Annotated in this window: 12 protein-coding genes; 5 read left to right on the forward strand and 7 right to left on the reverse strand. The window is 66.0% G+C overall.

Annotated elements, in window-relative coordinates:
• Nucleotides 1–197, reverse strand: a 197-nt coding sequence (locus tag FJQ54_RS07265) for a transposase (RefSeq protein WP_140927758.1), incomplete at its 3' end; no start/stop codon positions are given.
• A 60-nt stretch (nucleotides 198–257) separates the two neighbouring features.
• Here FJQ54_RS07265 and FJQ54_RS07270 point away from each other — a divergent pair.
• Nucleotides 258–713 carry a hypothetical protein gene (locus FJQ54_RS07270; protein WP_235890351.1) on the forward strand — a complete coding sequence of 152 codons (456 nt, stop codon included), beginning with the start codon at nucleotides 258–260 and terminating at the stop codon, nucleotides 711–713.
• A gap of 418 nt (nucleotides 714–1,131) precedes the next feature.
• On the opposite strand, the gene FJQ54_RS07275 is transcribed toward FJQ54_RS07270, so the two are convergent.
• On the reverse strand, nucleotides 1,132–1,941 hold the full coding sequence (locus FJQ54_RS07275) for a ferredoxin--NADP reductase (RefSeq protein WP_140927760.1): 810 nt from the start codon (nucleotides 1,939–1,941) through the stop codon (nucleotides 1,132–1,134).
• Nucleotides 1,942–2,299: 358 nt separating this feature from the next.
• On the opposite strand from FJQ54_RS07275, the gene FJQ54_RS07280 reads away from it, so the two are divergent.
• A complete protein-coding gene (locus FJQ54_RS07280) occupies nucleotides 2,300–10,420 on the forward strand; it encodes a GH36-type glycosyl hydrolase domain-containing protein (RefSeq protein WP_207790389.1) in 8,121 nt (2,706 codons plus the stop codon).
• A 588-nt stretch (nucleotides 10,421–11,008) separates the two neighbouring features.
• Here the strand turns inward: FJQ54_RS07280 and FJQ54_RS07285 are convergent.
• On the reverse strand, nucleotides 11,009–13,261 hold the full coding sequence (locus FJQ54_RS07285) for a TonB-dependent receptor (RefSeq protein WP_140927762.1): 2,253 nt from the start codon (nucleotides 13,259–13,261) through the stop codon (nucleotides 11,009–11,011).
• 301 nt (nucleotides 13,262–13,562) lie between these two features.
• On the opposite strand from FJQ54_RS07285, the gene FJQ54_RS07290 reads away from it, so the two are divergent.
• Both FJQ54_RS07290 and FJQ54_RS17770 read left to right on the forward strand, forming a co-directional pair.
• Nucleotides 13,563–14,645, forward strand: a complete 1,083-nt coding sequence (locus tag FJQ54_RS07290) for a tyrosine-type recombinase/integrase (protein WP_235890352.1) — start codon at nucleotides 13,563–13,565, stop codon at nucleotides 14,643–14,645.
• Nucleotides 14,555–14,800: a tyrosine-type recombinase/integrase gene (locus FJQ54_RS17770; protein ID WP_235890353.1), complete on the forward strand. Its 246-nt coding sequence runs from the start codon at nucleotides 14,555–14,557 to the stop codon at nucleotides 14,798–14,800. Before FJQ54_RS07290 ends, FJQ54_RS17770 begins: the two co-directional genes overlap by 91 nt.
• A 116-nt stretch (nucleotides 14,801–14,916) precedes the next feature.
• Here FJQ54_RS17770 and FJQ54_RS07295 read toward each other — a convergent pair whose 3' ends face one another.
• From FJQ54_RS07295 to FJQ54_RS07310, 4 genes are all read right to left on the reverse strand, one after another.
• A complete protein-coding gene (locus FJQ54_RS07295) occupies nucleotides 14,917–15,357 on the reverse strand; it encodes a hypothetical protein (protein ID WP_140927763.1) in 441 nt (146 codons plus the stop codon).
• 91 nt (nucleotides 15,358–15,448) lie between these two features.
• Nucleotides 15,449–15,781, reverse strand: coding sequence for a helix-turn-helix domain-containing protein (locus FJQ54_RS07300; protein ID WP_140927764.1), 333 nt, complete (start codon nucleotides 15,779–15,781; stop codon nucleotides 15,449–15,451).
• Entirely contained in the window at nucleotides 15,723–16,148 is a 426-nt protein-coding gene (locus FJQ54_RS07305) for a type II toxin-antitoxin system RelE/ParE family toxin (protein ID WP_140927765.1), read from the reverse strand. The genes FJQ54_RS07300 and FJQ54_RS07305 overlap by 59 nt, the downstream gene beginning before the upstream one ends.
• 64 nt (nucleotides 16,149–16,212) lie before the next feature.
• Nucleotides 16,213–17,775, reverse strand: coding sequence for an aminotransferase-like domain-containing protein (locus FJQ54_RS07310; RefSeq protein ID WP_140927766.1), 1,563 nt, complete (start codon nucleotides 17,773–17,775; stop codon nucleotides 16,213–16,215).
• Between the two features lie 303 nt (nucleotides 17,776–18,078).
• On the opposite strand from FJQ54_RS07310, the gene FJQ54_RS07315 reads away from it, so the two are divergent.
• Nucleotides 18,079–24,138, forward strand: a complete 6,060-nt coding sequence (locus FJQ54_RS07315) for an autotransporter outer membrane beta-barrel domain-containing protein (protein WP_140927767.1) — start codon at nucleotides 18,079–18,081, stop codon at nucleotides 24,136–24,138.
• Nucleotides 24,139–24,200 lie beyond the last annotated feature (62 nt).

Genomic DNA, 24,200 nt, shown 5'->3' on the forward strand with positions numbered 1-24,200 from the left:
GTGTAGTACAGGCTCTGCGCGATGCCTTCCTTGCGGCACAGCTCGGCAATGCTGTCCTCGCCGCGTAGCCCATCGAGCACGATGCGGATCTTGTCCTCCGCCGAGAAATGGCGACGCGTCTGCCGCCGAATGTCCTTCACCACCCGCTCAGCAGGGGCCTTGGTCGGCGATTTTTTCAAGGAGGGTTGGGCCTTCATCTTCGTTCCTTCGTCACTACGACGAAGCCCCAACCCTCCTTAAATCACAACCTCAAATCTGTGCCATTGGTGCTGACGGCGGACACCGCCCACGCCGAACTGCTGGATTTCGAAATCGCCGCCGTGGACCATCATGTCGACGGGCTGCTGATGGCCCCCAGCTTCGCCATCCCTCGCCTGCTCAGCCGCCACAAACTGCGCTACGCCGACATCGCCCTGTGGGAAATCCACGAAGCCTTCGCCGCGCAAGTGCTCGCCAACGTCGCTGCACTGGAAAAGCCGGACTGGATCCGCGACCGCGTGGGGTTGAGCAGCGATTTCGGCCCCTTCCCATGGGACCGCGTCAACCCCAACGGCGGGTCAGTCGCCATCGGCCACCCCTTCGCTGCCACCGGCGCCCGAGACCTCTCCCAAGCGGTGAAGGAACTGTGGGCGAAACCGTCCGGCTCGCTTGCCATCGTGTCAGTGTGCGCGGATGGCGGGCACGGAACGGTGGCGCTGCTGCGGCGGCCTTAGCGGGGGGGGTAGGGTTTTTTGCGCGCCGCGCGGGCAGGGAAATGATTTCCCTGCACCCTCGAAATTCGCGTTGCGCCAAAACTCCAGCACCGTGCGAGTGATCAGATTCGATTGCCTGCGGCGCTACGAAGCCCTCTCCCCCTGAAAGGGGGAGAGCTGCAGAGGGGGTGTCACCGCCGGGCCTGATCCACCAACCTCTCCACCCGCTCAGCCTGAGCTTGTCGAAGGCCCCAGAGCAAACCCACCGACCTCCCCACACCCACAACCGTCACCCCGGACTTGATCCGGGGTCCAGCTTGTTCTTTTCCAACGTTCCGGGTGGAAAGCTGGACCCCGGATCAAGTCCGGGGTGACGTGAGGAGAGGTGGGGGGGCAGACACCAAAGCGCCTCGGACCATAGCCCCCTCAACAACAGCCCTTATTCGGCGAACGCCCGCTCGATCACATAGGTGCCGGGCACGTTGCGGGAGCCTTCGATGAAGCCCAGCCCTTCGAACCGCTCTTTCAGTTCCTTGATCATCGACATGCTGCCGCACATCATGATGCGGTCGTTTTCGGGATCGAACTGCGTGGAACTGTCCGTCAGGTCGCGGAACAGGCGGCCGTTGTCGATCAGCGCGCCGATGCGGCCGCTGGTGTGGAACGGTTCGCGCGTGACGGTGGGCAGGTAGCGGAATTGCAACAGCGCCTCGTCGCGCACCAGCGGATCGTCGGCGAAATGACTTTCCAGTTCGTCGCGGAAGGCAAGGTCGGACACGGTGCGCACGCAATGCACCAGCAGAATCTGATCATAGGCCTGATAGATGTCCGGATCGCGCGCGAGGCTGAGGAACGGGGCGAGGCCGGTGCCGGTGGAGAGCATGAACAGCCGCTTGCCCGGCAGCAGCGCGTCGGCCACCAGCGTGCCGGTGGGCTTGCGGCCCAGCACGATCTGGTCTCCGGGCTGGATCAGTTGCAGACGCGAGGTCAGCTTGCCGTCGGCCACCTTGATCGACAGGAACTCCAGTTCGTCCGCATAGGAAGGGCTGGCGATGGAATAGGCGCGCAGCAGCGGGCGGCCTTCCACTTCAAGGCCCAGCATCACGAACTCGCCGGAGCGGAAGCGCAGCGCGGCCGGGCGGCTGATCGAGAAGCTGAACAGATGCTCGTTCCAGTGGCGGACGGAGCGCACCTCTTCCAGCGTCCACACGGCGGACGGGGCAAGGGAGGTGGCGGCGCGGTCACTCATGACATGTCTTTCATCGGGCGGTCTCTACGTGCGGGCAGGTGCACGGCGTCTGTGGGTCAGGAATAAGCTATTGCGAAGCGTTCGCAGAAAAGCAAGCAATCCGCTGGCATTTTCGCGAGGGGCCCTATGCGATGGATCGTCCGCCAGTGGAAGTGCCGCTTGCGATGCGGCTGCTATGCAGGCTGAAAGCAGAACTGTCGGCATGGCCCATGTCGCGTGATTATTTTGCACCTGCGAACAATCAGGCGGGTGACAATGGGCGAATCTGCGGTAGCAATAGGGGGTGTCGCTCTCTGATCGCCTTCTCCCGCTTGTGGAACGGCTTCAACCGGCCCGGCCGGGTGCCGGTTTCGCAGCCGTGTGGAGCGACCCGGCACCGATCCGATCCGAACTGTTCAGCGATGAACGGCTGGAGGTGCATGGCCGATCATTGGCGGTGGCGCAGCAATTGCTGCCGCGCGCGATCCGCTCCCGCCAGTTGCTGGTGCGGTTGCAGGAAAATGCCGCTGCGCTGAAGCATATCTATGTGGAAACCGCGCTCGCGGTGGAGCGCAAGCGGCCCATCGCCCCGGCGGCGGAATGGCTGATCGACAATTACCACATCGTCGAAAAGCAGATCCGCAAGATTCGCGACGATCTGCCGGCGGATTTCTACCTGCAATTGCCCAAGCTGGCCGATGGCCCGCTGGCCGGGCTGCCGCGCGTGTTCGGCGTGGCATGGGCCTATATCGCCCACAGCGACAGCCTGTTCCATGAGGAGCGGCTACGCCGCTTCGTCGCCGCCTATCAGCGGGTGGAGGCGCTCACCATCGGCGAGCTGTGGGCGCTCGCCATCTGCCTGCAACTGGTGCTGGTGGAAAATCTACACCGGCTGGCGGACCTTTCGATCCATGATCAGGAGGATCGGCAGCGCGCGGACGAACTGGCGGACAAGCTGCTGTCTGCGGAGGGCGATTCCGACGCGCTGGCGCTGCTGGCGGCGATTCCGCCGGGCGCGTCAGCCGCCTTCATCAGCCAGCTCGCCTTTCGCCTCCGCGATGTGGACCCGCGCAGCGAGATGGCGCGGCGCTGGCTGGACTCCCGCGTGGCTGCGCGCGGAGACAGTCTCGCCATGCTGGACCAGCAGGCGCAACAGGCGCTCATCGCTTCCACCGCCTCCACCCGCAACGTGATCATGGCGATGCGCGATCTGGCCGAGGTGGACTGGGGCGAGATGGTGGAGGCGCTGAGCCGGGCCGACGCCGTGCTGCGCGCGGGCAGCAATTTCGGGGACATGGATTTCCCCTCGCGCAACCTCTACCGCAACAATCTGGAGGAACTGTCGCGCGGCTCCGCCTATTCCGAGGAGGTGATCGCCGCCCGCGCGCTGGCGCTTGCCCGCCGCCAGCCCAGCGACAACCGGGTGGATCAGGATCCGGGCGTGCTGCTGGTGGGGGCAGGGCGGCCGCTGCTGGAGGCGGATATCGGCTTCGTGCCGCCGGTGGGCACGCGCATCGCCCGGCGGCTCAGGCAGGGCGGCGTGCCGCTCTATGTGGGGCTGGTGATGCTGCTGGGCGGGCTGATCAGCCTGCTGCCGCTCTCCACGCTGACGAATGTGGAGTTCCCGCAATGGCTGGGGCTGATCCTGCTGGGGGTGTCGATCATCCTCTCGCTGGAAACAGCGACGGCGCTGATGAACCGGATGCTGGCGCGGCTGCTGCCGCCCGCGCTGATCCCGGCGCTGGAACTGAAAGAGGGCGTGCCGGACGAGTTGCGCACCCTGCTGGTCGTGCCGGTGCTGCTGGGCGGCGAAGCGGCCGTGGCAGAGGCGATTTCCGATCTGGAAGTGCATCACCTCGCCAACCGCGAAGCCAATGTCCATTATGCGCTTCTCTCGGATTTCCCCGATGCGGCAGACCAGCATCTGCCGGGCGAAGAGGATATCCTCTCCGGCGCGCGGGCGCGGGTGGCGGAACTGAACATGCGTCACCCGGTGCCGGGCGGCGCGCCCCGCTTCCTGTTCCTCCATCGCGAGCGGCAGTGGAACGCCACCGAAGGCTGCTGGATGGGGTGGGAGCGCAAGCGCGGCAAGCTGCACGAGCTGAACCGGCTGCTGCGCGGCGCAAACGACACCAGCTACACCGGCCCCAACGGCCAGCTGCCCCGCCTGCCGCCGGACGTGCGGTTTGTCATCACGCTGGACGCCGACACCCGCCTGCCGATGGGCACGGTGAAGCGGATGATCGGCAAGATGGGGCATCCGCTGAACCGCCCCCGCTTCGATGGCGCGCGCCGCCGGGTGGTGGCGGGCTATGGCATCATGCAGCCGCGCGTGACAATCGGCCTGCCGGTGCGGCGCGGGCGCTCCCGCTTTGAAACGCTGGCGGGCGGCCCGGCCGGGATCGACCCTTATGCGGCGGCAGCTTCCGATCTCTATCAGGATCTGATCGGGGAGGGCAGCTTCACCGGCAAGGGCATTTACGAGATCGACGCCTTCATGGCCTCTCTGGCGGGGCGGGTGCCGGAAAACCGCATGCTCAGCCACGATCTGTTCGAAGGCACCTTCGCCCGCGCCGGGCTGATTTCCGACGTGGAAGTGGTGGAGGATTTCCCCGTCCGCTACGACGCCGCCATGCGCCGGCAGCACCGCTGGGTGCGCGGAGACTGGCAGCTGCTGCCGTGGATTCTGAGCTCCCCCCTCTCTGAAGCGCAGGAACTGCCGTGGACGGGGCGGGTGAAGATGCTGGACAATCTGCGCCGCTCTCTGGTGGCGCCCGCCATCTTCGCGGCGCTGGTGGCGGCCTGGTTCCTGCCATGGCCCAGCGGCATATTGTTCACGCTGGCGGTGCTGCTGGTGGTGGCGATCCCGCCCTTCATCCCCATCCCGTCTTTGCTGCTGGCCCCGCGCGGCCGCAATGTCTCGCTCAGGGCGCATCTGGGCGCGGTGCTCACGGATATCGCCAACGCGTTCGGCACGCTGGGGCTGCAGTTCACCACGCTGGCCGATCAGGCATGGCGCATGGTGGATGCCATCCTGCGCACGCTGATCCGGCTGTTCATCACCAAACGCCATTTGCTGGAATGGACGACGGCGGCGCAGGCCAGCGCCTCACCGCACCCGTCGGTGCCGCAATTCGTGCGCTTCATGTGGCCGTCGCTAGCGCTGGTGGCGGGCTTCGGGGCGCTGGCGCTGTGGCTGCAACCGCAGGTGCTGCCGCTGCTGCTGCCCTTCGCGATCCTGTGGCTGGCGGCACCCGCCATCGCCTCCATGATCAGCCGCCCGCGCGCCGTCGCCACCGCGCCCGATCTCGATCGCCAGCAGAAAGACGCGCTGGAAGCTATCGCCCGCCAGACATGGCATTTCTTCCGCACGCATGTGACCACAGAGCACAACAATCTGCCGCCCGACAATTTTCAGGAAGACCCGCAGCCGGTGGTCGCCGGGCGCACCTCGCCCACCAACATGGGGCTGTATTTGCTGTGCGTGGCGACGGCGCGCAACTTCGGCTGGTGCGACCTGCACGAGGCGCTGGCCCGGCTGGAAGCGACGCTGGACACCTTCGATCGCATGTCCCGCACGCGTGGGCATTTCTACAACTGGTATGACACGCGCGATCTGCGCGTGCTCGATCCGCCCTATGTCTCTGCTGTCGACAGCGGCAATCTGGCCGGGCACCTGCTGGCGCTCGCCAATCTGCTGGAACATTGGCGCGAGCCGGAAACGCGCGGCCGGGTGCGCCGTATCGCGGACCGGGCGCGCGGCTTCGCCATGGCGATGGATTTCCGCTTCCTCGTTGATCCGGAGCGGCAGCTGCTCTCCATCGGCTGGTCCGAACATGACAATCGCCGCGACGAAGGCTGCTACGATCTGCTCGCCTCCGAAGCGCGGCTGGCCAGCCTGTTCTGCATCGCCAAGGGAGACCTTCCCGCCAAACATTGGGGGCGGCTGGGCCGCAGCGCCACCCCCATCGGCCCGGCGGCTGTGCTGATCAGTTGGTCCGGCTCGATGTTCGAATATCTGATGCCCAGCCTGGTGATGCGCGCGGCGGACGGCAGCCTGCTGGAGGTGTCCAACCGCTACGCCGTGCGCCGCCAGCGCGATTATGCGGCAGAGGCCGGCGTGCCATGGGGCATTTCCGAATCCGCCTACAATGCGCGCGACCGGGAGATGACCTACCAATATACCAATTTCGGCGTGCCGGGGCTGGGGCTGAAGCGGGGGCTTTCGGAAAATCTGGTGATCGCGCCTTATGCCAGCGGTCTTGCCGCCATGGTGGATGCGAAGGCCGCGCTCGCCAATCTCTCCACGCTGGAAGGCATGGGCGCGCGCGGCGAATTCGGCTTTTACGAAGCGCTGGATTTCACCCCGGCGCGGGTGCCGGATGGCCGCAGCCATGTGATCGTGCGCACCTATATGGCGCACCATCAGGCGATGCTGCTGCTGGCCATCGCCAATGTGCTGGATGGCGGCCGCCTGCGCGACGCCTTCCATGCCGAGCCGATGATCCGCGCCGCCGAACTGCTGCTGCACGAACGCCCGCCGCGCGGCGTGGGCACCTTCACCCCCCGCGCCGAGGAAGTCGCCGTCGCCGCGACAGACCGGGTGGCGGATGCCGGGGCCATGCGCAGCTATGGCGCGCGGCCGGAAGCGCCGGTTGCCGTGCATCTCCTTTCCAATGGCCGCTATTCGGTGATGCTGGGCGCGGATGGCGCGGGCAGCAGCCGCTGGAACGGCATGGCGATCAACCGCTGGCGCGAGGATCCGGTGGTGGCGGGATACGGCCACTGGATTTATCTGGCAGACCGGCGGACGAAAGCGCTCTGGTCTGCCACGCAGGCCCCGTTCGGCGGCGCGCCCGAGGAGTATGGCGCGCTGTTCGCCGAAGGCCGCGCCGAATTCCACCGCCGCGACGGCATGCTGACCACCACGACGGAAGTGCTGGTCTCGCCAGAGGATGACGCAGAGGTGCGCCGCGTCTCCATCGCCAATTCCGGCCGCGAAACGCACGAGGTGGATGTGACGAGTTGCGTGGAGCTGGCGCTCGCCCCGCCCGCCACCGATCTCGCCCATCCCGCCTTCGCGCGCATGTTCGTGGAAACCGAGGTGTTGGACGGCAGCATCCTGATCGCCCGCCGCCGCCCGCGCGGCAGCGATGAAGCGCCGATCTGGGCCGCGCATCTGGCGGTGCTGGAAGGCGAGGCCGCCGGGCCGCTCAGCTGGGAGACGGATCGCTCCGCCTTCATGGGGCGCGGCCACAGCAGCGAAAATCCGCTGGGCGCGACCCGCGCGCTGGAAGGCCATGCGGGCACCGTGCTCGATCCGCTGTTCGCGCTGCGCTGCCCCTTGAAGGTGCCGCCGGGAAAAACCGCGCGCGTCGCCTTCTGGACCATCGCGGCACCCTCTCGCGAGGCGCTGCTGGATGCGATCGACCGCCACCGCGACGCCGCCGCCTTTGATCGCGCGCATATTGGCAGCTGGACACAGGCGCAGATCGAGCGGCGCTTCCTCGGCATCGATCCTGGCGACGCCGCCGATTTCCAGCGGCTGGCGGCGCACCTGATTTCGCCCGGCGGCCGCTTCGCCCCGCCGCCCGCGCTGGTGGCGGCGGCCTCCGGCCCGCAATCCAGCCTGTGGGTGCACGGCATCTCCGGCGATCTGCCGATCCTGTTGCTGCGCATCGACGATGCCCGCGATCTGGGCGTGGTGCAGGGGCTGTTGCGGGCGTTCGAATATCTGCGCGGGCGGCAGCTGGCATTCGATCTGGTGATCCTGAACGACCGCAGCGCCTCTTATATTCAGGATTTGCAGGTCGCCATCGACGATGCCGTGCGCAATGTGCGCAACCGGCCTGCACCCGCCGGGGTGCGCGGCGATGTGTTCACGCTCCGCGCGGACCTGATGCAGCCCCCGCAGATCGACACGCTGCGCGCGCTCTCCCGCGCGGAAATACTGGCACAGCGCGGGCCGCTGCGCCGCCAGTTGCGCCGCACGGAAACGCCACCTCCCGCCGCGCAGGAACCGATGGCCACGCCCCCGCGCCAGCCCCGCCCCGGCCGCGCCGCAGATGGCGCGCTGCCCCGGCCGGACGCGCTGGACTATTGGAACGGCTTTGGCGGCTTCCACGCGGGCGGCCGCGAATATGCGATGGTGCTGGAAGCGGGCAGCACCACACCCGCGCCATGGATCAACGTGATCGCCAACCCGGAGTTCGGCTGCCATGTCTCGGCCGACAGCCTGGGCGCGATCTGGTCCGGCAACGCGCGCGAGAACCAGCTGACGCCATGGTCCAACGACACCGTCGCCGACCCGCCGGGCGACGCGCTCTACATCCGCGACGAGGACAGCGGCCAGTTCTGGACCCCCACCGCACTGCCTGCAGGCGCGGATGGCACCCGCATCGTCCGCCACGGCTTCGGCACCAGCCGCATCCACACCGCCGCGCACAGCATAGAGGCAGACCTGCTGGTGCATGTGCCGCTGGACTCGCCCGTGCGCATCACCCGGCTGACGCTGCGCAACATGGGTGCAGCACAGCGCACGCTCAGCGTGACGGGCTACGCCGAATGGGTGCTGGGGCAGGCGCGCTCCAAGACCGCCGCACGGCTGGTGACGGAGCATGACGGCGAAACCGGCGCGCTGTTCGTGCGCAACCCGTTCGATCCGGAAACCGGCAGCCGCATCGCCTTCGCCGACATGGACGGTTGCCAGCAACACTGGACCTGCGACCGTGCCGCCTTCCTTGGCCGGGGCGGCTCGCTCTCCCGCCCGGCCGCGCTCGTTTCGGGCAAATGGCCTGCCCCTGCCTGCGGGGCCGGGCTGGACCCTTGCGCTGCCTTGCAGGCCGAACTTACGCTGGCCGCAGGTGAAGCGCGCGAGATCGTCTGGATCATCGGGCAGGCTGCCGACAGGGAAGGTGCCCGCGCGCTGATCCGCCAGTGGCGCGACGCCGATCTGGATGCCGCGCTGGCGGACACGCACGCGTGGTGGCAGCGCACGCTGGGCGCGGTGCAGGTGGAAACGCCGGATCGCGCCTTCGATCTGCTGCTGAACGGCTGGCTGCCCTACCAGATTCTCTCCGGCCGGATCTGGGGCCGCGCTGGCTTCTATCAGGCGAGCGGCGCCTATGGCTTCCGCGACCAGTTGCAGGACGGCGGGGCCTTGCTGTTCAGCCGCCCGGACCTCGTCCGCCCGCATTTGCTGCGCGCGGCGGGCCGCCAGTTCCGCGAAGGCGATGTGCAGCATTGGTGGCTGCCCGAATCCGGGCGCGGCGTGCGCACCCGCATCTCCGATGATCGCGGCTGGCTCGCGCTTTCCGTCGCAGATTATGTGGACACCACCGGCGACACCGCCATCCTCGATACGCAGATTCCCTTCCTCGAAGGCCGGGAACTGGCACCCGGCGAGCATGACGCCTTCTACCAGCCGACCACCAGCACCGACACCGCCAGCCTGTTCGAACATTGCGCCCGCGCGCTGGATCAGAGCTGCGAATTGCTGGGCGATCTGGGCATCCCCCTCATCGGCGGCGGCGACTGGAACGACGGCATGAACCGCGTGGGCGAGCATGGCAAAGGCATGAGCGTGTGGCTCGGCTGGCACCTGATCCACGCCATCAACCGCTTCGCCCCCCATGCAGACGCCCGCGAACCCGCCCGCGCCGCCCACTGGCGCGCGAAGGCAGACAGCATCCGTGCGGCGATCGAAACCCACGCATGGGACGGCGAATGGTATCGCCGCGCCACCTACGACGACGGCACATGGCTGGGCACCGCGCAAGGCGAGGAATGCCGGATCGACAGCATCGCCCAGACATGGTCGCTGCTGTCCGGCGCGGCAGACCCGGCACGCGCCGCGCAGGCGATGCGATCCGTGGACCGGCATCTGGTGGACCGTGCCGCGGGCATCGTGAAGCTGTTCACGCCGCCATTCTCAAAAGGCCCGGAAGATGCCGGCCATGATCCGGGCTATATCCGCAGCTACCCGCCGGGCCTGCGCGAAAACGGCGGGCAATACAGCCACGCCGCCATGTGGACGATCATGGCCGCCGCCCGCGCCGGAGACGGCGCGAAAGCCGCCGAACTGTTCCGCATCCTGAACCCGGTAAACCACGCCCTCACGCCCGAACAGGCCAGCCACTATCGCGTGGAACCCTATGTTGTCGCCGCAGACGTCTATTCCGTGCCCCCGCACGACGGCCGCGGCGGCTGGACATGGTATACCGGTGCCGCAGGCTGGATGTTCCGCGCCGGGCTGGAAGGCCTGCTGGGCCTGACCCGGCGCGGAGACCGGCTGCAACTGAACCCGGTGCTGCCGCCCGAATGGCCCGAAGTGAAGCTGCGCGTGCAACTGGAAGGTGCAGACATCGATATCCAAATCAGCCGCGCCACCGGCGGCACCCTCCCCGGCGCGGAGCTGAACGGCACACCGCTGCCGCTCTCCGGCGGGGCAGTCGAAATCCCGCTTGCGCCGGGGACGCATCGGTTGATTGTGCGGCGGTAGCGGGGGCGGTTGCCGGAGTTTCACGCCGCGCTGCCATGGGCTCTGCCCTTGGAACCCGGCCTGCGGTTTTTTTGCCTCCGGCGGGCAGGGAAATGATTTCCCTGCACCCTCTACATTTGCGTTGCGCCCCAACTCCAGCGCCGTGTGTGTGATCAGATTCGATTGCCTGCGGCGCTACGTGGCTCTCCCTCCCCGCTGGGGAGAGAGTTGGAGAGAGGGGAGCAACGCCGGGCCTGATCCGCTGACCTCTCCACCCGCTCAGCCTGAGCTTGTCGAAGGCCCCTGAGAAACCCACCAACCTCCCCCGAACCACAACCGTCACCCCGGACTTGATCCGGGGTCCAGCTGGTCTTCGGCAAAGTTGTGAGTGGAAAGCTGGACCCCGGATAGTCCGGGGCGACGAGTGGAGAGGTGGGTGGGCAGCCCTCAAAGCGCCGCAGGCTATAACCCCCACCCTCGCGCCAAGCGGTTAGCCCCCACCCCAACCCCTCCCCTAAAGGAGGAGGGGCTAAAACGTCGGGGGTGCAGGGGCGTCACGCCCCTGCCGGGGTGAAGGGGCAGAGCCCCTTCGTTCACTCGCCCGCCCGGCTAAAATCGAACCCGCCCCTGCACCAGCAACTGCCGTGGCTCGGTGGGATAGCCGACGCTGCCCACGCTGCCGCTATTGTAACGGTGATCGAACAGGTTGGTGGCCGAAAGCGTGACGGCCCAGTCGCCGAATTCGTAGCGGATTTGCGCGTTGGCGATGCCGGAATTCGGCACGAAATGCTGCGGCTCGTTGCACAGAGCGATGTTGTAAGAGGAAGCCGCGCTGTAGTCGCCGCCGATGCGCAATTGCCCCGGCCCCAGCCGTTGCTCGACGCTGGCGCGGGCCTGATAGCTGAACGACGGGGTGAAGCGCAGGTCCAGATCGCGTTCGTTCGCCACGAAGGCGGTGCAGCCGGGGCTGGATTTCAGCCGGGTGAAGCGATCGTTCAGGGTGGCGATCCAGCCGCCCAGAATGAAGCCAGGCAGGGGCTCTGCGTTCAGTTCGGCTTCAAGGCCCTGAATGCGCGCATCGCCCACATTCTGCCGGAAGATTTCCGGCGGCCCTTCCCCCACGCGGGAGGCGGAGAAGGCGATATTTTTATAATCGTTGATGAAATAATCGATGTTCAGCCGCAGCCGGTTCGCCAACCAGTCTGATTTGATTCCGGCCTCGTATGACCAGACGCTTTCCGGCGCGATGGCCTGCTGCCGGTTCAGCGCGAAATCGATGTTGCGCGCGCGGCCATCGAAACTGCCGCTTCGGAAGCCTTTCGAAACGGAGGCATAGGCAAGCGCGCTCCAACCTTTGCCATCCAGCCGATAGTCCGCCGCGAAGCGGGGGGACAGATCCTGCCAGCTTTGGGCGATGCTGCGTTCGGCGCGGCTGCCGTCGCTGAGGATCAGCACCGTGTCCGGCGCGGAGAGGAACTCAACATCGTAGCGCTTGCGCTCGCTGGTGGCGCGCAGCCCGGCGGTGAGCGAGGCGCGCGGCCCGGCTTTCACCGTGGCCGAGGCATAGGCGGACCAGCTGTCTGTCGCCAGTTGCGGGCGATAGGGGGACCATGTGCCCACTCCGCTGGCCGCGCGGGAGGGGGCGTTGAAGAAATCATTGTTGCGGAAGCGCGCGTCCGCTGTGCCGATGGGGGTGGCGAAACTGACGGCGGTCAGCTGATCGTTGCGCTCTTGGAAATAGAACAGACCGGCCACAAAATCCGCGCGGCCGTTCAGCGCCGTGCCCGTCAGCTGCAGTTCCTGGCTGAGGCTGTGCTGCTTCTGATCCTGCAGCAGGATCACATTGGACCCGACACCCGGCGCATTCGCCGTCTGATCGAAGCCGATGCGCGACGTGAGCGCGCGATAGCCGCTGATCGACGACAGCGTCAGCCCCTCCAGCCGGTAATCGATCCTGAGCGATGCGCCCCCGGTTTCAGTACGGTTCAGCGGGTTCGTATCGGCGGAGCGGAAATTGTCGATACTGCCGTCCGGCGTGTTGAACTCATTGGTATAGCGGCCGGTCACATCCGGGTTGGCGCGGAAGCCCTGCGGGAAGCGCGGGCCGGAGCGATCGAGGCTGATGTCTGCGGTGGCGAACAGGCTGAGGCGGGAATCCGGTTCCCACAGCAGCGCGGCGCGGCCCGCCTTCACATCCTGATTGTTCACCCGCATGCCATTGGTGAGGTTGTGCCCCCACCCACGCTGATCGCGCGAGAGGGCGGAGACGCGCAGCGCCACGGTCTCAGCCAGCGGCAGGTTCAGCGTGGCGCGCGCATCGAAGCGGCCATAGTTGCCCAGCGCAATGTCCGCCGCGCCGCCGATGGCATCGAATTCGGGGCGTTTCGTGATCAGCTTGATCGCCCCGCCGCTGGTGTTGCGGCCATAGAGCGTGCCCTGCGGCCCGCGCAGCACCTCGATCCGCTCGATATCGATCAGGTCCAGCAGCGCGCCGGTGGAGCGTGGCAGCAGCACATCGTCCAGATAGATGCCGACGGGCGGATCGTTGGTGAAGATCGAATCGCCTTCGCCCACCCCGCGCATGAACACCAGCGCGCCGGACGAGGTGCCGAAATTCCGCGACAGGTGCAAATTGGGCACATTGGCCCCCAGCCGGTCCAGATTGAGGATCGCCTGATCGGCCAGCCGTATGCTGTCCAGCGCCGTCATGGAGATCGGCACATCCTGCAGTTTCTGCGCCCGCCGCTGCGCGGTGACGACGATATCGCCGGAGGCATCGGCAGCCTCAGCGGGGGCGTGGAGGGCGGCAATGGAGAGCAGCAGGCAACCCAGATGCCGCCGGGGATCAACGATGGCTGGCAAAGGGCGGAATTCCGTTCTGGTTGCTGAGACTGGACGCCCTCACAAGGCTGTGGTGCCGCTTAGGTGACTCGAACACCTGACCCCATCATTACGAACGCGATTTGCGGGTTTACGCCAAGGCATCTATTTGCACGCCATAACGCGCTAAGTCTATATCAATGTTCGACTATTCTTGCACTCAATCTGCGACATCATACGCTTCTCCTGTCCCGCAGCAAGCATTCTGCTGCTTCCCCCCTGCTTCCCCGGCCTCCGCCTGCCGATCCGGGGAAGCGGGAAATAGGTCAAGGAGTTGATGTATATGGGAAAGATCACCAAAAGAAGCGTGGAATCGCTTAAACCGCATACCGTCTCTGACAAATTCCTCTGGGACAGCGAATTGCGCGGGTTCGGTGTGCGGATAAAGCCGTCGGGGGTGGCGAGCTATATCGTCCAGTATCGCAATCAGGAGTACCGGACCCGACGACTGGTGCTCGGCCAGCATGGCAGGCTGACGGCGGAGCAGGCGCGGAGCATGGCTCGCGAGCGGCTGGGTGAAGTCGCGCGCGGGGTGGATCCCTCGGCGGATCGGCACGCGGCCCGGGAGGCGCCGTCAGTGGCCCAGATCTGTGACTGGTACCTGGAAGAGGCACGGGCGGGTCGTTTGCTAGGACGACGGCGTCGACCATTGAAGGCATCCACCCTGGATATGGATGCAAGCCGGATCACTCTGCACATCAAGCCCCATCTGGGCCGCCGCCTGGTTGAGCATCTGACACTGCAGGACATCGAAGGCCTTCAGGCAAAGATCGCATCTGGTCAACAGCCGGGCCGTCGTGCGGGACGCGGTGGTCAGACGACCGGCGGCAGTGGTGTTGCGGCGCGATCGGTGGCAACACTGCGGGCGATCTTCGGACATGCCCATCGGTTGGGACTGATCGATCGCAATCCGGCGGCGGGTGCACGGCTGATTGCGTCGAACTCCATGAAAAAACGCTTGTCGGAGGGAGAGATCCGCAAACTGGGGAAGGCGATGCGCGCGGCGGCGGTCGATGGTGAGAACCCGACTGGTCTTGCGGCTATCGAGTTGATGCTGCTGACAGGATTCCGGCGCATGGAGGTGCTTGGGCTGCAGAAGGACTGGGTCTCGCGCAAGCCTGCGAGTGTGACGTTTCCGGATACCAAGACGGGGCCGCAGGTTCGGCCAATCGGGAAGGCCGCGCTGAAGCTATCGACCAACAGGCCCGGCAGTCACATGGCAATTGGCTGTTTCCAGCCGATATCGGGGAAGGCCACTTCATTGGTGTTGTCCGCGTGCTGGAACGGGTCTGTGCGCGGGCTGGTCTCAGCAACATCACGCCACACACGCTCCGGCATACGTTCGCGAGCGTGGCCGGCGACCTGAACTTCTCGGAGCTGACGATCCGCGGATTGCTTGGTCATGCGGGGCAAGGCGTCACCCAGAGATATGTCCACCTTGATCAAGCGTTGGTTCTGGCGGCTGACCAGACTGCGGAAAGAGTGCAGAAGCTGATCGGGCCAGCAAGGCTCGATAGATGACAATTGATGACGGCTGCATAGCCGATTTGCTACGCCGCTGGTGCCCATTCGCGAACTGAAACTGAGGAAAGCTGCCCAGAGTCCCTCTTGGCATACGAACGGCGGGCGGGCGAATATTAAGGTTCGCCCGGCCCGAAAGGGTCAGGATAGTCGTCGAACGGCCATAATGTCGGAAAAGCATCGAACAACTCGCGTGCGGCGGTAGACGCTTGACCGAGAAGAAAACGGGGTTGCGGATTGTAGCCTGCCGAAACTCCGTAACGGCAGGCGATATCGAGCCAGGCGACCCCACATCGAATGTTATAGGTGGCTGCGATCAGGAAGCCGTGCCGATCGATACTGTCCGTGATTTTCGCAAGCCGTTTTGTGCGCTGGCTGGGTGGCAGAGACATAAACTCGCTGATCTCGTTTCCTCGCTGGGTAAGAATGTTGTTGATTCCGACAGCGCCGAGCATGATCCCGGAACGCCACACTCCATCGACCCCTTCCTTCAACAGCTGATCGAGGTACCAATGCACCTCCGTCGAAGCGGCGTCGTTGTAGCGATCGAGGTCCATCGGTCAGTAGTCCCCAAAGTCGAATTGGCCTCTCACACGCCTACTTGAATGCGAACAAATGTGGCGGTCTTCGCTTCCGTGCTTGGCCTGTTTACGCGATGGCCAACAGCCCCTTCGCGCGAACAAGATTGAGTAGCTTGAGCGACGGGCCATCCGGCTTCTTTTCGCCGCGTTCCCACTTGCTTACCGCATCCTTCCGCACGTTGAGATAATGCGCGAATACCGGTTGGGACACATGCTCACGTTCTCGCAACGCACGAATCTCGCCCGGAGACAGCGGCTCGACTGGCGTCAGGCAAAGTGCATCGAATTCGCGCATTGTCGACTTGTCGACGAGCCCGAGCTTGTGGAGGTCGGCAGTTGCTTCATATACCGACGCCAGGATCGGGCTGGCGGCTCGCTTGTTCCTCGTTTTCGCGACCATCGTCCATTACCTCTATTAGTGCGCCTCCGTTGATGGCAGCGCCGATTTCATTGGCGGAGTAACCTAGGTAGAGCGCCGCCAACTGCTTCAGTGCTTTCAGTTCCTTCACGCTGATGTTGGCCTTCTCATTCTTGGCAAAACCATGGGCAAAGAAGCTATGCCCGCCAGCCTTGAACAATATGATCGTCCGATACCCACCGGACTTCCCGCCACCCTCTCGCGCGACGCGCTGTTTGAACACGCCGCTGCCCAGATCGGCATCGGCTCGTCCAGCTTCTACCGCAGAGGCCGCTTCGACCAGCGCCTCGCCTGTCAAGCCCGCTTTGCGGGCAAATCGTGCGAAACTCTTGGTCAGAAGCACTGACATTCGATGTTCCATTCCTATAGCTCTTGGAGCTACATAATTCAAGTAGGGACATTTGCCGGCGTGGTCAAAGGCTTTGCATAAGCCAGGCCTTCAGCCGGCTGAGGTCGGCGGCGAGCTTGTCGCGCGATCTGGCGCCTCCCAGTGATATCCTCAGGGATTGCTCGCGCCCTGTTGGTTCAACGGCGAAGATCGTGGCAGGCACGACCGGCAGTCCGGCCAAAAGAGCGAGTGAAGCTGCATTCTGCGAATCCGCATCCGGGCGTGGAATCCACAGATGATAGCCTGCAGGGCAGGAGCGAAAGATCCCGTCGCCCAGAATCTCTCGCGCGATCAACTGACGTTCGGTGGATTCCGCCGCCAGTGCGGCGCCCATCTGCATCAGAGTGCCGTCCAGCAACCATTGCGTATCCAACGCCACGTCCAGGGGTGAGGCCATCGCAGCGTTCTGCTGCATGGCCGAGATAACGCCGAACGCCGCTTGCACGGAGGGCGCGCGCAAAAAGCCCACCCGAAGCGCTGGTGTGAAGGACTTCGCGATGGTCAGCACATACCAGCTGCGAGTTGGCACGCGCGCCGAAACGGCCGGCGATCGGAAACCATTGAGGCCACCATAAGGAGCCGATTCCAGCATCTGAAAGTCATGCAGTTCTGCCAAGCGCGCAATCTCATCCACGCGCGTTATGCCCATGGTCGCCGTGGTGGGATTGTCGTTGAACGGGGTCAAGAACAGCAGCTTCAGCGGATGCGCGCGCGCGATCTGTTCGATCGAATCCGGCACCAAGCCCTCTTCGTCGATCTCGACAGGGAGGATGCGCACGCCGATCTGGCGCGCCACGCGAAGAAAGCCCGTATAGGCGTATCGGCCGCAGGCGACGACGTCGCCGGGCTTCAGCACGGAATGGCAGATCGCGTGAATGGCGCTCTGCGCGCCGGGCGTGATGACGATCTGATCGGGCTGCGTCGGCATTGTCCGGTTCATCACCGTGGCGCGGACGGCGCGATCATGCGCCCCGCCGCCCACCGGCTGATATTGAAGCGAAGCGCCATTGTCGCCGGCGAACAGCTTTGCGAGACCTTCTGCCACAGCGGACCGAAGAATGGCATTGGCGGGCAAAGGGGGTACGCTCAGCCCGGACAGCTCGATCCCGGCGAGTTCCCCGGGATCCATCTCCCTACTAAAGCCGCGCACCTCATCGTCCCGAAACAACAGTGTCGACGGTACGGTCGGAGCGTCTTTCACGAAGCTGCCGCGCCGCCCCTCGCTGCTGATGAGATCCATGCGCTGCGCCTCGGCGACTGCGCGGTTTACGGTTGTCAGATCGATATCCAGCGCTTCGGCCATTTCCCGCTGGGTTGGCAGCCGATCGCCGGGCTTCAGATGGCCCAGCCGGATTGCTCGGGCGATTGCGTTGGCGAGCTGCAGATAGATCGGCCCCGAGCCCGAAATTTCGGGCAGCCAGTTTGCCTCGCCAATTTGTTTGGATATTTGTGTTGACATTGTTTGGCTATCCGATGCATTGCGATCAAACGCAAGGGCGATTCTGTTTGATGTTGAACCTACATGGGGCCAACAAACAACGCAAGCGCCACTGGCGATCGAGATGGCAAAGGGGGAAAGGTGGGCCATGACAGGCCTCCACCGACCACTTTAGAGAAGTTAGGCCAGATTGATCCCAGTCAAAGAGCGGCGTTATGTTTGCTGTTTATTGGCAAACATGGTCTGAATTTGATTGGACGTGGCGAGGGGTCGGCATGTCCGCTGAAGGGGTGCAGCATGAACGACGACCAGACCAGACAGGACTGACGGCCTTGAGGTGACGGGCGGCCCCCGTCCCGAGGCCTTTCGACAAACCGATTTTCACCATGTCCGACGCCCGGAGCAGGCCGCTCCGGGCGAAGCCCGAACTTTGTCCCGATGAGGAGATTTTCGATGACCAGCAATTCCACATCGTCCCAGACCAGCATCCGCCGGGCGCTGCTGTCCAGCAGCTGCATGGCCACTTTGGCGATCCATCTCGCCTTGCAGGCCGTGCCCGCGTCGGCGGAGCCCATCAACAACTGCTTGAACCAGAACCCGTGCCAGAACATCTACGTCGGCGCCACCGGTTCGGATGCCCCAGGCTCGGGACAACCCGGTGGGCCGGGTGAGGACATCAACGATTTCGGCTTCACCTATCTAAACCCGATCCAGTGGTGGGATTCCGATGTGAACAGCCCGTTCCTGATCCACTTGTGGGGTGGCGAGGGCGCGCGTGGCGCGGACGGCCACGACCAGGGCATTTTCGGCGGCCAGAGCGGCGGCAACGGTGGCCGGGGCGGCAATGCCGGCAATATCGACATCAACCTGAGCACAGAGGTGCAGGGCCTGGTGACCGGCACCAGCACCGCCCTCCAGCTCATCACCGTGGGCGGGCAGGGCGGCGGCGGAGCCTATGGCTTCAATGCCGGGCCAGGCACCAGCGGCCAGGGCGGCGACAGCGGCCATATCCACGGCACCGTCGCGGGAACTTTCCCCTGGGAGGACAAGCCGGCCGACGCCCCCTATGCGCGCGCGATCCTCATCCAGTCGCAAGGCGGAGCGGGGGGCGACGGCCGCGGCTGGTCCGCCGGCCAGGACCCCAACGGACCCGACGGCGGCAAGGGCGGCGATTCCGGCGACATCAACCTGCACCTCAACGGCACGTTCATCGGCATGTCGGGCGGCGTCGTCATCTACAGCAGGGGCGGCGACGGCGGCAAGGGCGGCGGCGGCGAAGCCGGCGACGGCTCGCAGGGCGGGGCCGGCGGCCAGGCGGGCAATGGCAACAGCGTCTATGTCGAAGTCGAGGACGGCACGACGATGCAGACCTTCCAGAGCGGCGATGCCGGCCTGCGCGTGCTGTCGCAGGGCGGCGATGGTGGAACCGGCGGCGAACACAGCGGCTCCGGCGGCAAGGGTGGCATCGGCGGCAATGCCGACGATGTCGTCGTGGTCCTGCATGGCGGCACCATCGAGAATGTCGCGGGCTATCTATCGCCGGGGCTGCTCGTTCAGTCCCTGGGCGGCAACGGCGGCAACGGCGGCTCCGCCTCCCACTTCGTCGTCGGTCCCAACGGCGGTTCGGGCGCACAGGGCGGATCGGCCGGTTCGGTTTCCGTGCAGATGGCGGATGGCGCTTCGCGAGCCACGATCCATTCCGGCGACGGCGCGGTCAACAACGACGACTTCAACCTAGCGCCCGCCATTCTGGCGCAGTCGATCGGCGGTGGCGGCGGTGCCGGTTCCGATGAAAACGGTTGGTTCGCGGTGGGCGGCAGCGGCGGCGACGGCGGCAGCAGCGGCCCTGTAGCCGGAGATGCCGTGAAAGTGGACGTGCTGGCCGACATCCGCACCTACGGCTACAACTCCGACGGCATCGCCGCGCAATCGATCGGCGGCGGCGGCGGCAAGGGCGGCGACGCCAAGGGCACCGGTACCGAAGTGCAGATGACCATCGGCGGCACCGGCGGCGGTGGCGGCGATGGCGGGGCGGCGGCGGCCCGCCTGCGTGCCGGCTCGGTGATCGAGACCAACAACGTTCACAGCCACGGCATCCTGATCCAGTCCATAGGCGGCGGCGGCGGCATGGGGGGCGCCGCCTACAGCACCTCCTACAATGCCTTCTATGGGGCCGCTATCGCAGTCGGCGGGAACGGCGGCGCCGGGGGCGACGGCTCCACCGTCGGGCTCGTGGACGGAACGAATGCCACAAACGAAGCCCGCATCACCACCCTGGGCGCGGACAGCTATGGAATCATCGGCCAGTCGGTCGGCGGCGGCGGCGGTATCGGCGGTGCTTCGACCGCCACATCCAAAACCTATGCGCCCAGCGATTATGGCGGCCTTTCGCTCTCCATGGCGATGGGCGGCAAGGGCGGAACCGGCGGTTCCGCCAGCGATGTGACGCTGCTCAACTCCGGGTTCATCTCGACAATCGGCGCGGGTTCGGTCGGCATCCTCGGCCAGTCGGTCGGCGGCGGCGGCGGCGCGGGCGGCGACGCCAGTTCGTCGGCCACGGCCTCCGGGGGGCAGCTCAACTTCTCGGCCACTGCCGCGTTCGGCGGCCGGGGCGGCGGCGGCGGTGCCGGCGGCACCGCCGAGATCACCAACACGGGCCTGATACTGACCACCGGGGAATCGGCGGACGGCATGCTGGTGCAGTCGATCGGCGGCGGCGGTGGCATCGGCGGCGCCGGCGACGCCAAGGGCAGCGCAAACGGCAAACAGCTCTCGCTCACCCTGTCGATGGGCGCCGGGGGCCCCGGCGACAAGGGCGGCGACGGCTATTCGACGACGGCCACCAACAGCGGCTCGATCATTACGTTGGGGGACTCGGCCTTCGGGATCGGCGCGCAGTCGATCGGCGGCGGCGGCGGGCGGGCCGGCGGCGGCGCGGCATCGGCCCAGGGCGACATCACGATGGACTTGTCCATCGGCGGCAACGGCGGTGAAGGCGGCAGCACCTCTCACAATGACAGCAACCATAATCAGCAGACGTTCACCACGGTGAACAACAAGGCCGGTTCCTCGATCGTCACCTTCGGCGGCGATGCCAACGGCATCATCGCGCAGTCGATTGGCGGCGGCGGCGGCGCGGCCGGCAAGGCCGGCACCAGCCTGGGCACCAAGAAATCGACCGGCGATGGCGGCAACGGCGACGCCCAGGGCACGCAGAACAGCTTCGCCATCATGGCCAGCGGCTTCGACAGCAACGGGATTGGCGGCCTGGCGGCCTATGCCGGGCTGAACGGCGCGGTGAACGCCCTGCACAGCCTGCTCAACACGGGCAGCAACGTCGGCGCGGTGGCGGATGACGATCCGGCGGACGATCTCGACGACCTCTCCCAATCGAAGGGCGAGACCGACGACGACAATGATTCCACGAAGATCCATTTGTCCGTAGCGCTCGGAGGCACCGGCGGCGCCGGGGGCAGCGCCGGGGCGGTCGTCGTCAACAACGACGGCGAGATCGCGACGCTTGGCCATCATGCCGACGCAATCCTGGCGCAGGCGATCGGCGGCGGCGGCGGCAAGGGCGGTGCCGCCAGCACCGCCACGACCGACGACGGCAAGGCATCCGGCGCGGTTTCCGTCGGCGGATCGGGCGGCGCCAGCGGCTATGGAGGCCAGGTGACGGTGGTCCACACCGGGACCATCTACACCAAGGGCGCTCTTTCCGCGGGCATCGTCGCGGAATCGATCGCCGGCGGAGGCGGCGTGGGCGGTGCATCGGCCGCTACCGTCAGCAGCGCCAACAAGAATTCAGGCGAGAACACCAACGACGGCGCGCTCAACAGCCTGGCCCTTTCGCTGGGCGGCAACGGTGGCGGAGACCAGAATGCCGAACAGGTGAAAGTGACGAGCAGCGGCCTCATCGACACGGCGGCGCACGATTCGATCGGCATCGTCGCCCAGTCGATCGGCGGCGGCGGCGGCATCCTGAAGACGCTGGCGACCAACCTGGAAGGGGCCGGCGGCAGCGCCAGCGCCAAGGGCACCGACTATACCGTCGCCTTCTCCTTCGGCGGAAGCGCCGCAAGCGGCGGCGCCAATGCGCTGGGCGGCCAGGTGAACGTCACCACGCAGAAGGGCGGCGCCATCGCCACCACGGGCGACAACAGCTATGGCATCCTCGCCCAGTCGATCGGCGGCGGCGGCGGTGTCCAGCTCGGCGGCAAGCCGCTCGGCCAAACCGTCGACGACTTCTTCGGATCGGGCAGCCGCACCGGCAGCGCCAACCATGACGGCAGCGGCAATTCGGGATTGTATGTGAATGTCGGCGACGACATCGCCACCAAGGGCGACGGTGCGATCGGGATCGTCGCCCAGTCGATCGGCGGCGGCGGAGGGCTTGCCGGGCACACCAGCGCCTCGAACCTGCTGCTCGGCTTCGCGGGTCTTTCCGACCGCTTCACCGGCGACGGAGGGAATGTCCAGGTCGTGGTGGCGCAGGGCGCAACCGTCGGCACCAAAGGCCGGAACGCGCCGGCGATGTTCCTGCAATCCATCGGCGGCGGCGGCGGCCGCATCACCACCGATGCCGGCGCCTATATCGGCACGGCCGGCGGCAGAGGCCAGGCGGGCACGATCGACGTGACCATCGATGGCGCCGTTTCCGCGACCGGCGTGGGCTCGGCGGGCATCATGGCCCAGGGCCAGGGGGACAACAGCTCCAATGCGGCGATCAACATCACCGTCGGCTCGACGGGCTTGATCTCCGCGGGCACCGACAGCAACGAAACAGGGGATTTCGGGCAGACCGCGGCCATCTACATCAACCATGGCGGCACCGGTCAGCCGCTGTCGAGCGACCCTAGCACCCCGATCGTGAACACGGTGACCAACAACGGGCAGATCCTGACATATGGATCGGTGCGCAACGCCGTCGCCATCTACAGCAGCGCGGGCTACACCAAGGTGTTCAACAACGCCGGTGCGACACTGAGCGGGGATGTGTTCCTGACTGCCGACGGCGGCCAGGGCTGCTTCACCAACGCCGGCACGTTCAACGACGGCAATAGCGTGCTGGTGGGAGCATGCGGCGTCACCAACACCGGCGTAATCAACGTCGGCAAGACCGGCGTGGTAGGTTCCACGCTGACGATCGGCGGCCCCTACGGCGGCGGCGGCAAGCTGGTGTTCGACGCGGACTTCGTCGGCGGCAACGGGGACCAGCTGGTGGTGAACGGCGATGCGCAGGTTGGCGACACCATCACCGTGACCGCCCGCAGCATGCGCAGGGCGCCGCTGACCCTGGTGAGCGCGACCGGCACGCTGACGCTGGACCCGATGATCAAGACTGCGGCCAGCTCTCATCTCTATGATTATGATCTGCAGACCGACGGTAAGGTGCTGACGGTGACGCCCAAGGCGCTGTTTACTCGGAAGGCGGCTTCGTTCGGCGCCAACGAGAAGTCTGTCGCCGGTAGCCTGCAATCGCTGTTCGACGGTGGAGCGACCGCCGACAAGGCTTTCACCCGCCTGCTGTCGGTGGCGGATGACGCCAGCTACAAGTCGGCGCTGGGGGCAATCTCCGGCAAGGTGCTGGGGTCGTTCGGTTCGTTCCGCTTCAACAGCAGCCGGACGTTTGCGGCCAACCTGTACGGCGGCTGCAACGAGTTGCAGTTCCAGGGCAAGTCGGCCGACCGCTGCGGCTGGGCGCGGGTGCTGGGCAACACCACCACGCAGAAGGCCGGTGCGGATATGCTGGGCTACAAGGCGGATGCCTGGGCGATGCAGATGGGCGGACAGGTGCCGTTCTCCGATACGCTCGCGCTGACCGGGTCGCTGGCCTACGAGAACTCGACCTTCCGCGACGGCGATGCCCGCATCAAGGGTGACGCGCTGGTGGCGGGCTTGGGCCTGCTCTATGCGCCTGAGCGGTTTGAACTATCGGCCGGGATCGACATGGCCTGGGGTTGGTACAAGTCCCGCCGGACGATCGAACTGGGCGGTATCTCGGAGGAGGCGACCGCAAAGCCGGAGCAATCGCAGATCGGCGGACATGTGCGGGCGGCGTACAACCTGCTGGATGGCGGCAGCACGTTCGTGCGGCCGTTCGTGGAAGGCCATGCCATCCGCGTCTCCAACAAGGCGTTCACAGAGGACGGCGCCTCTCCGTTCCGGCTGGCTGTCGAGAAGCAGTCCGACACGGCGCTGATCGGGGTGGCCGGTCTGGAGGTTGGCACGAAAGTCGCGCTGTCCGAAAAGGTGTCGCTGCGGCCCTTCGCCAGCGGCGCGGTGGAGTTCGGCAACAGCCGCAACTGGACGACCACGGCCCGGTTCGCCGAGCAACCGCAGGGCGACAGCTTCGACCTGAACACTGCCGGGCCGGGCACACTGGGCCGGTTCGCCATCGGCGCCGACCTCATCGGCTCCTCCAACGTGGCGTTCTCGATCCAGTATGCACCGGAACTGGGCAAGGACTTCACCTCCCACTCCGGCATGGCAAGGCTCACCATCGCCTTCTGATAGAGAGCCATGGCGCAATCGGCCCCATCCGTGAGGGTGGGGCCAACTGCCATCAAGAACGA

The organism is Sandaracinobacter neustonicus, from assembly GCF_006385875.1.
GTDB classification, from domain to species: domain Bacteria; phylum Pseudomonadota; class Alphaproteobacteria; order Sphingomonadales; family Sphingomonadaceae; genus Sandaracinobacteroides; species Sandaracinobacteroides neustonicus.

What these genes read in the sequence shown, in the direction of transcription:
- FJQ54_RS07310 (WP_140927766.1), bottom strand. Translation starts at nt 17,775, where the DNA reads ATGGCCCACCTTTCCCCCTTTGCCATCTCGATCGCCAGTGGCGCTTGC.
- FJQ54_RS07305 (WP_140927765.1), bottom strand. Translation starts at nt 16,148, where the DNA reads ATGTCAGTGCTTCTGACCAAGAGTTTCGCACGATTTGCCCGCAAAGCG.
- FJQ54_RS07295 (WP_140927763.1), bottom strand. Translation starts at nt 15,357, where the DNA reads ATGGACCTCGATCGCTACAACGACGCCGCTTCGACGGAGGTGCATTGG.
- FJQ54_RS07275 (WP_140927760.1), bottom strand. Translation starts at nt 1,941, where the DNA reads ATGAGTGACCGCGCCGCCACCTCCCTTGCCCCGTCCGCCGTGTGGACG.
- FJQ54_RS07315 (WP_140927767.1), top strand. Translation starts at nt 18,079, where the DNA reads ATGACCAGCAATTCCACATCGTCCCAGACCAGCATCCGCCGGGCGCTG.
- FJQ54_RS07300 (WP_140927764.1), bottom strand. Translation starts at nt 15,781, where the DNA reads ATGGTCGCGAAAACGAGGAACAAGCGAGCCGCCAGCCCGATCCTGGCG.
- FJQ54_RS07290 (WP_235890352.1), top strand. Translation starts at nt 13,563, where the DNA reads ATGGGAAAGATCACCAAAAGAAGCGTGGAATCGCTTAAACCGCATACC.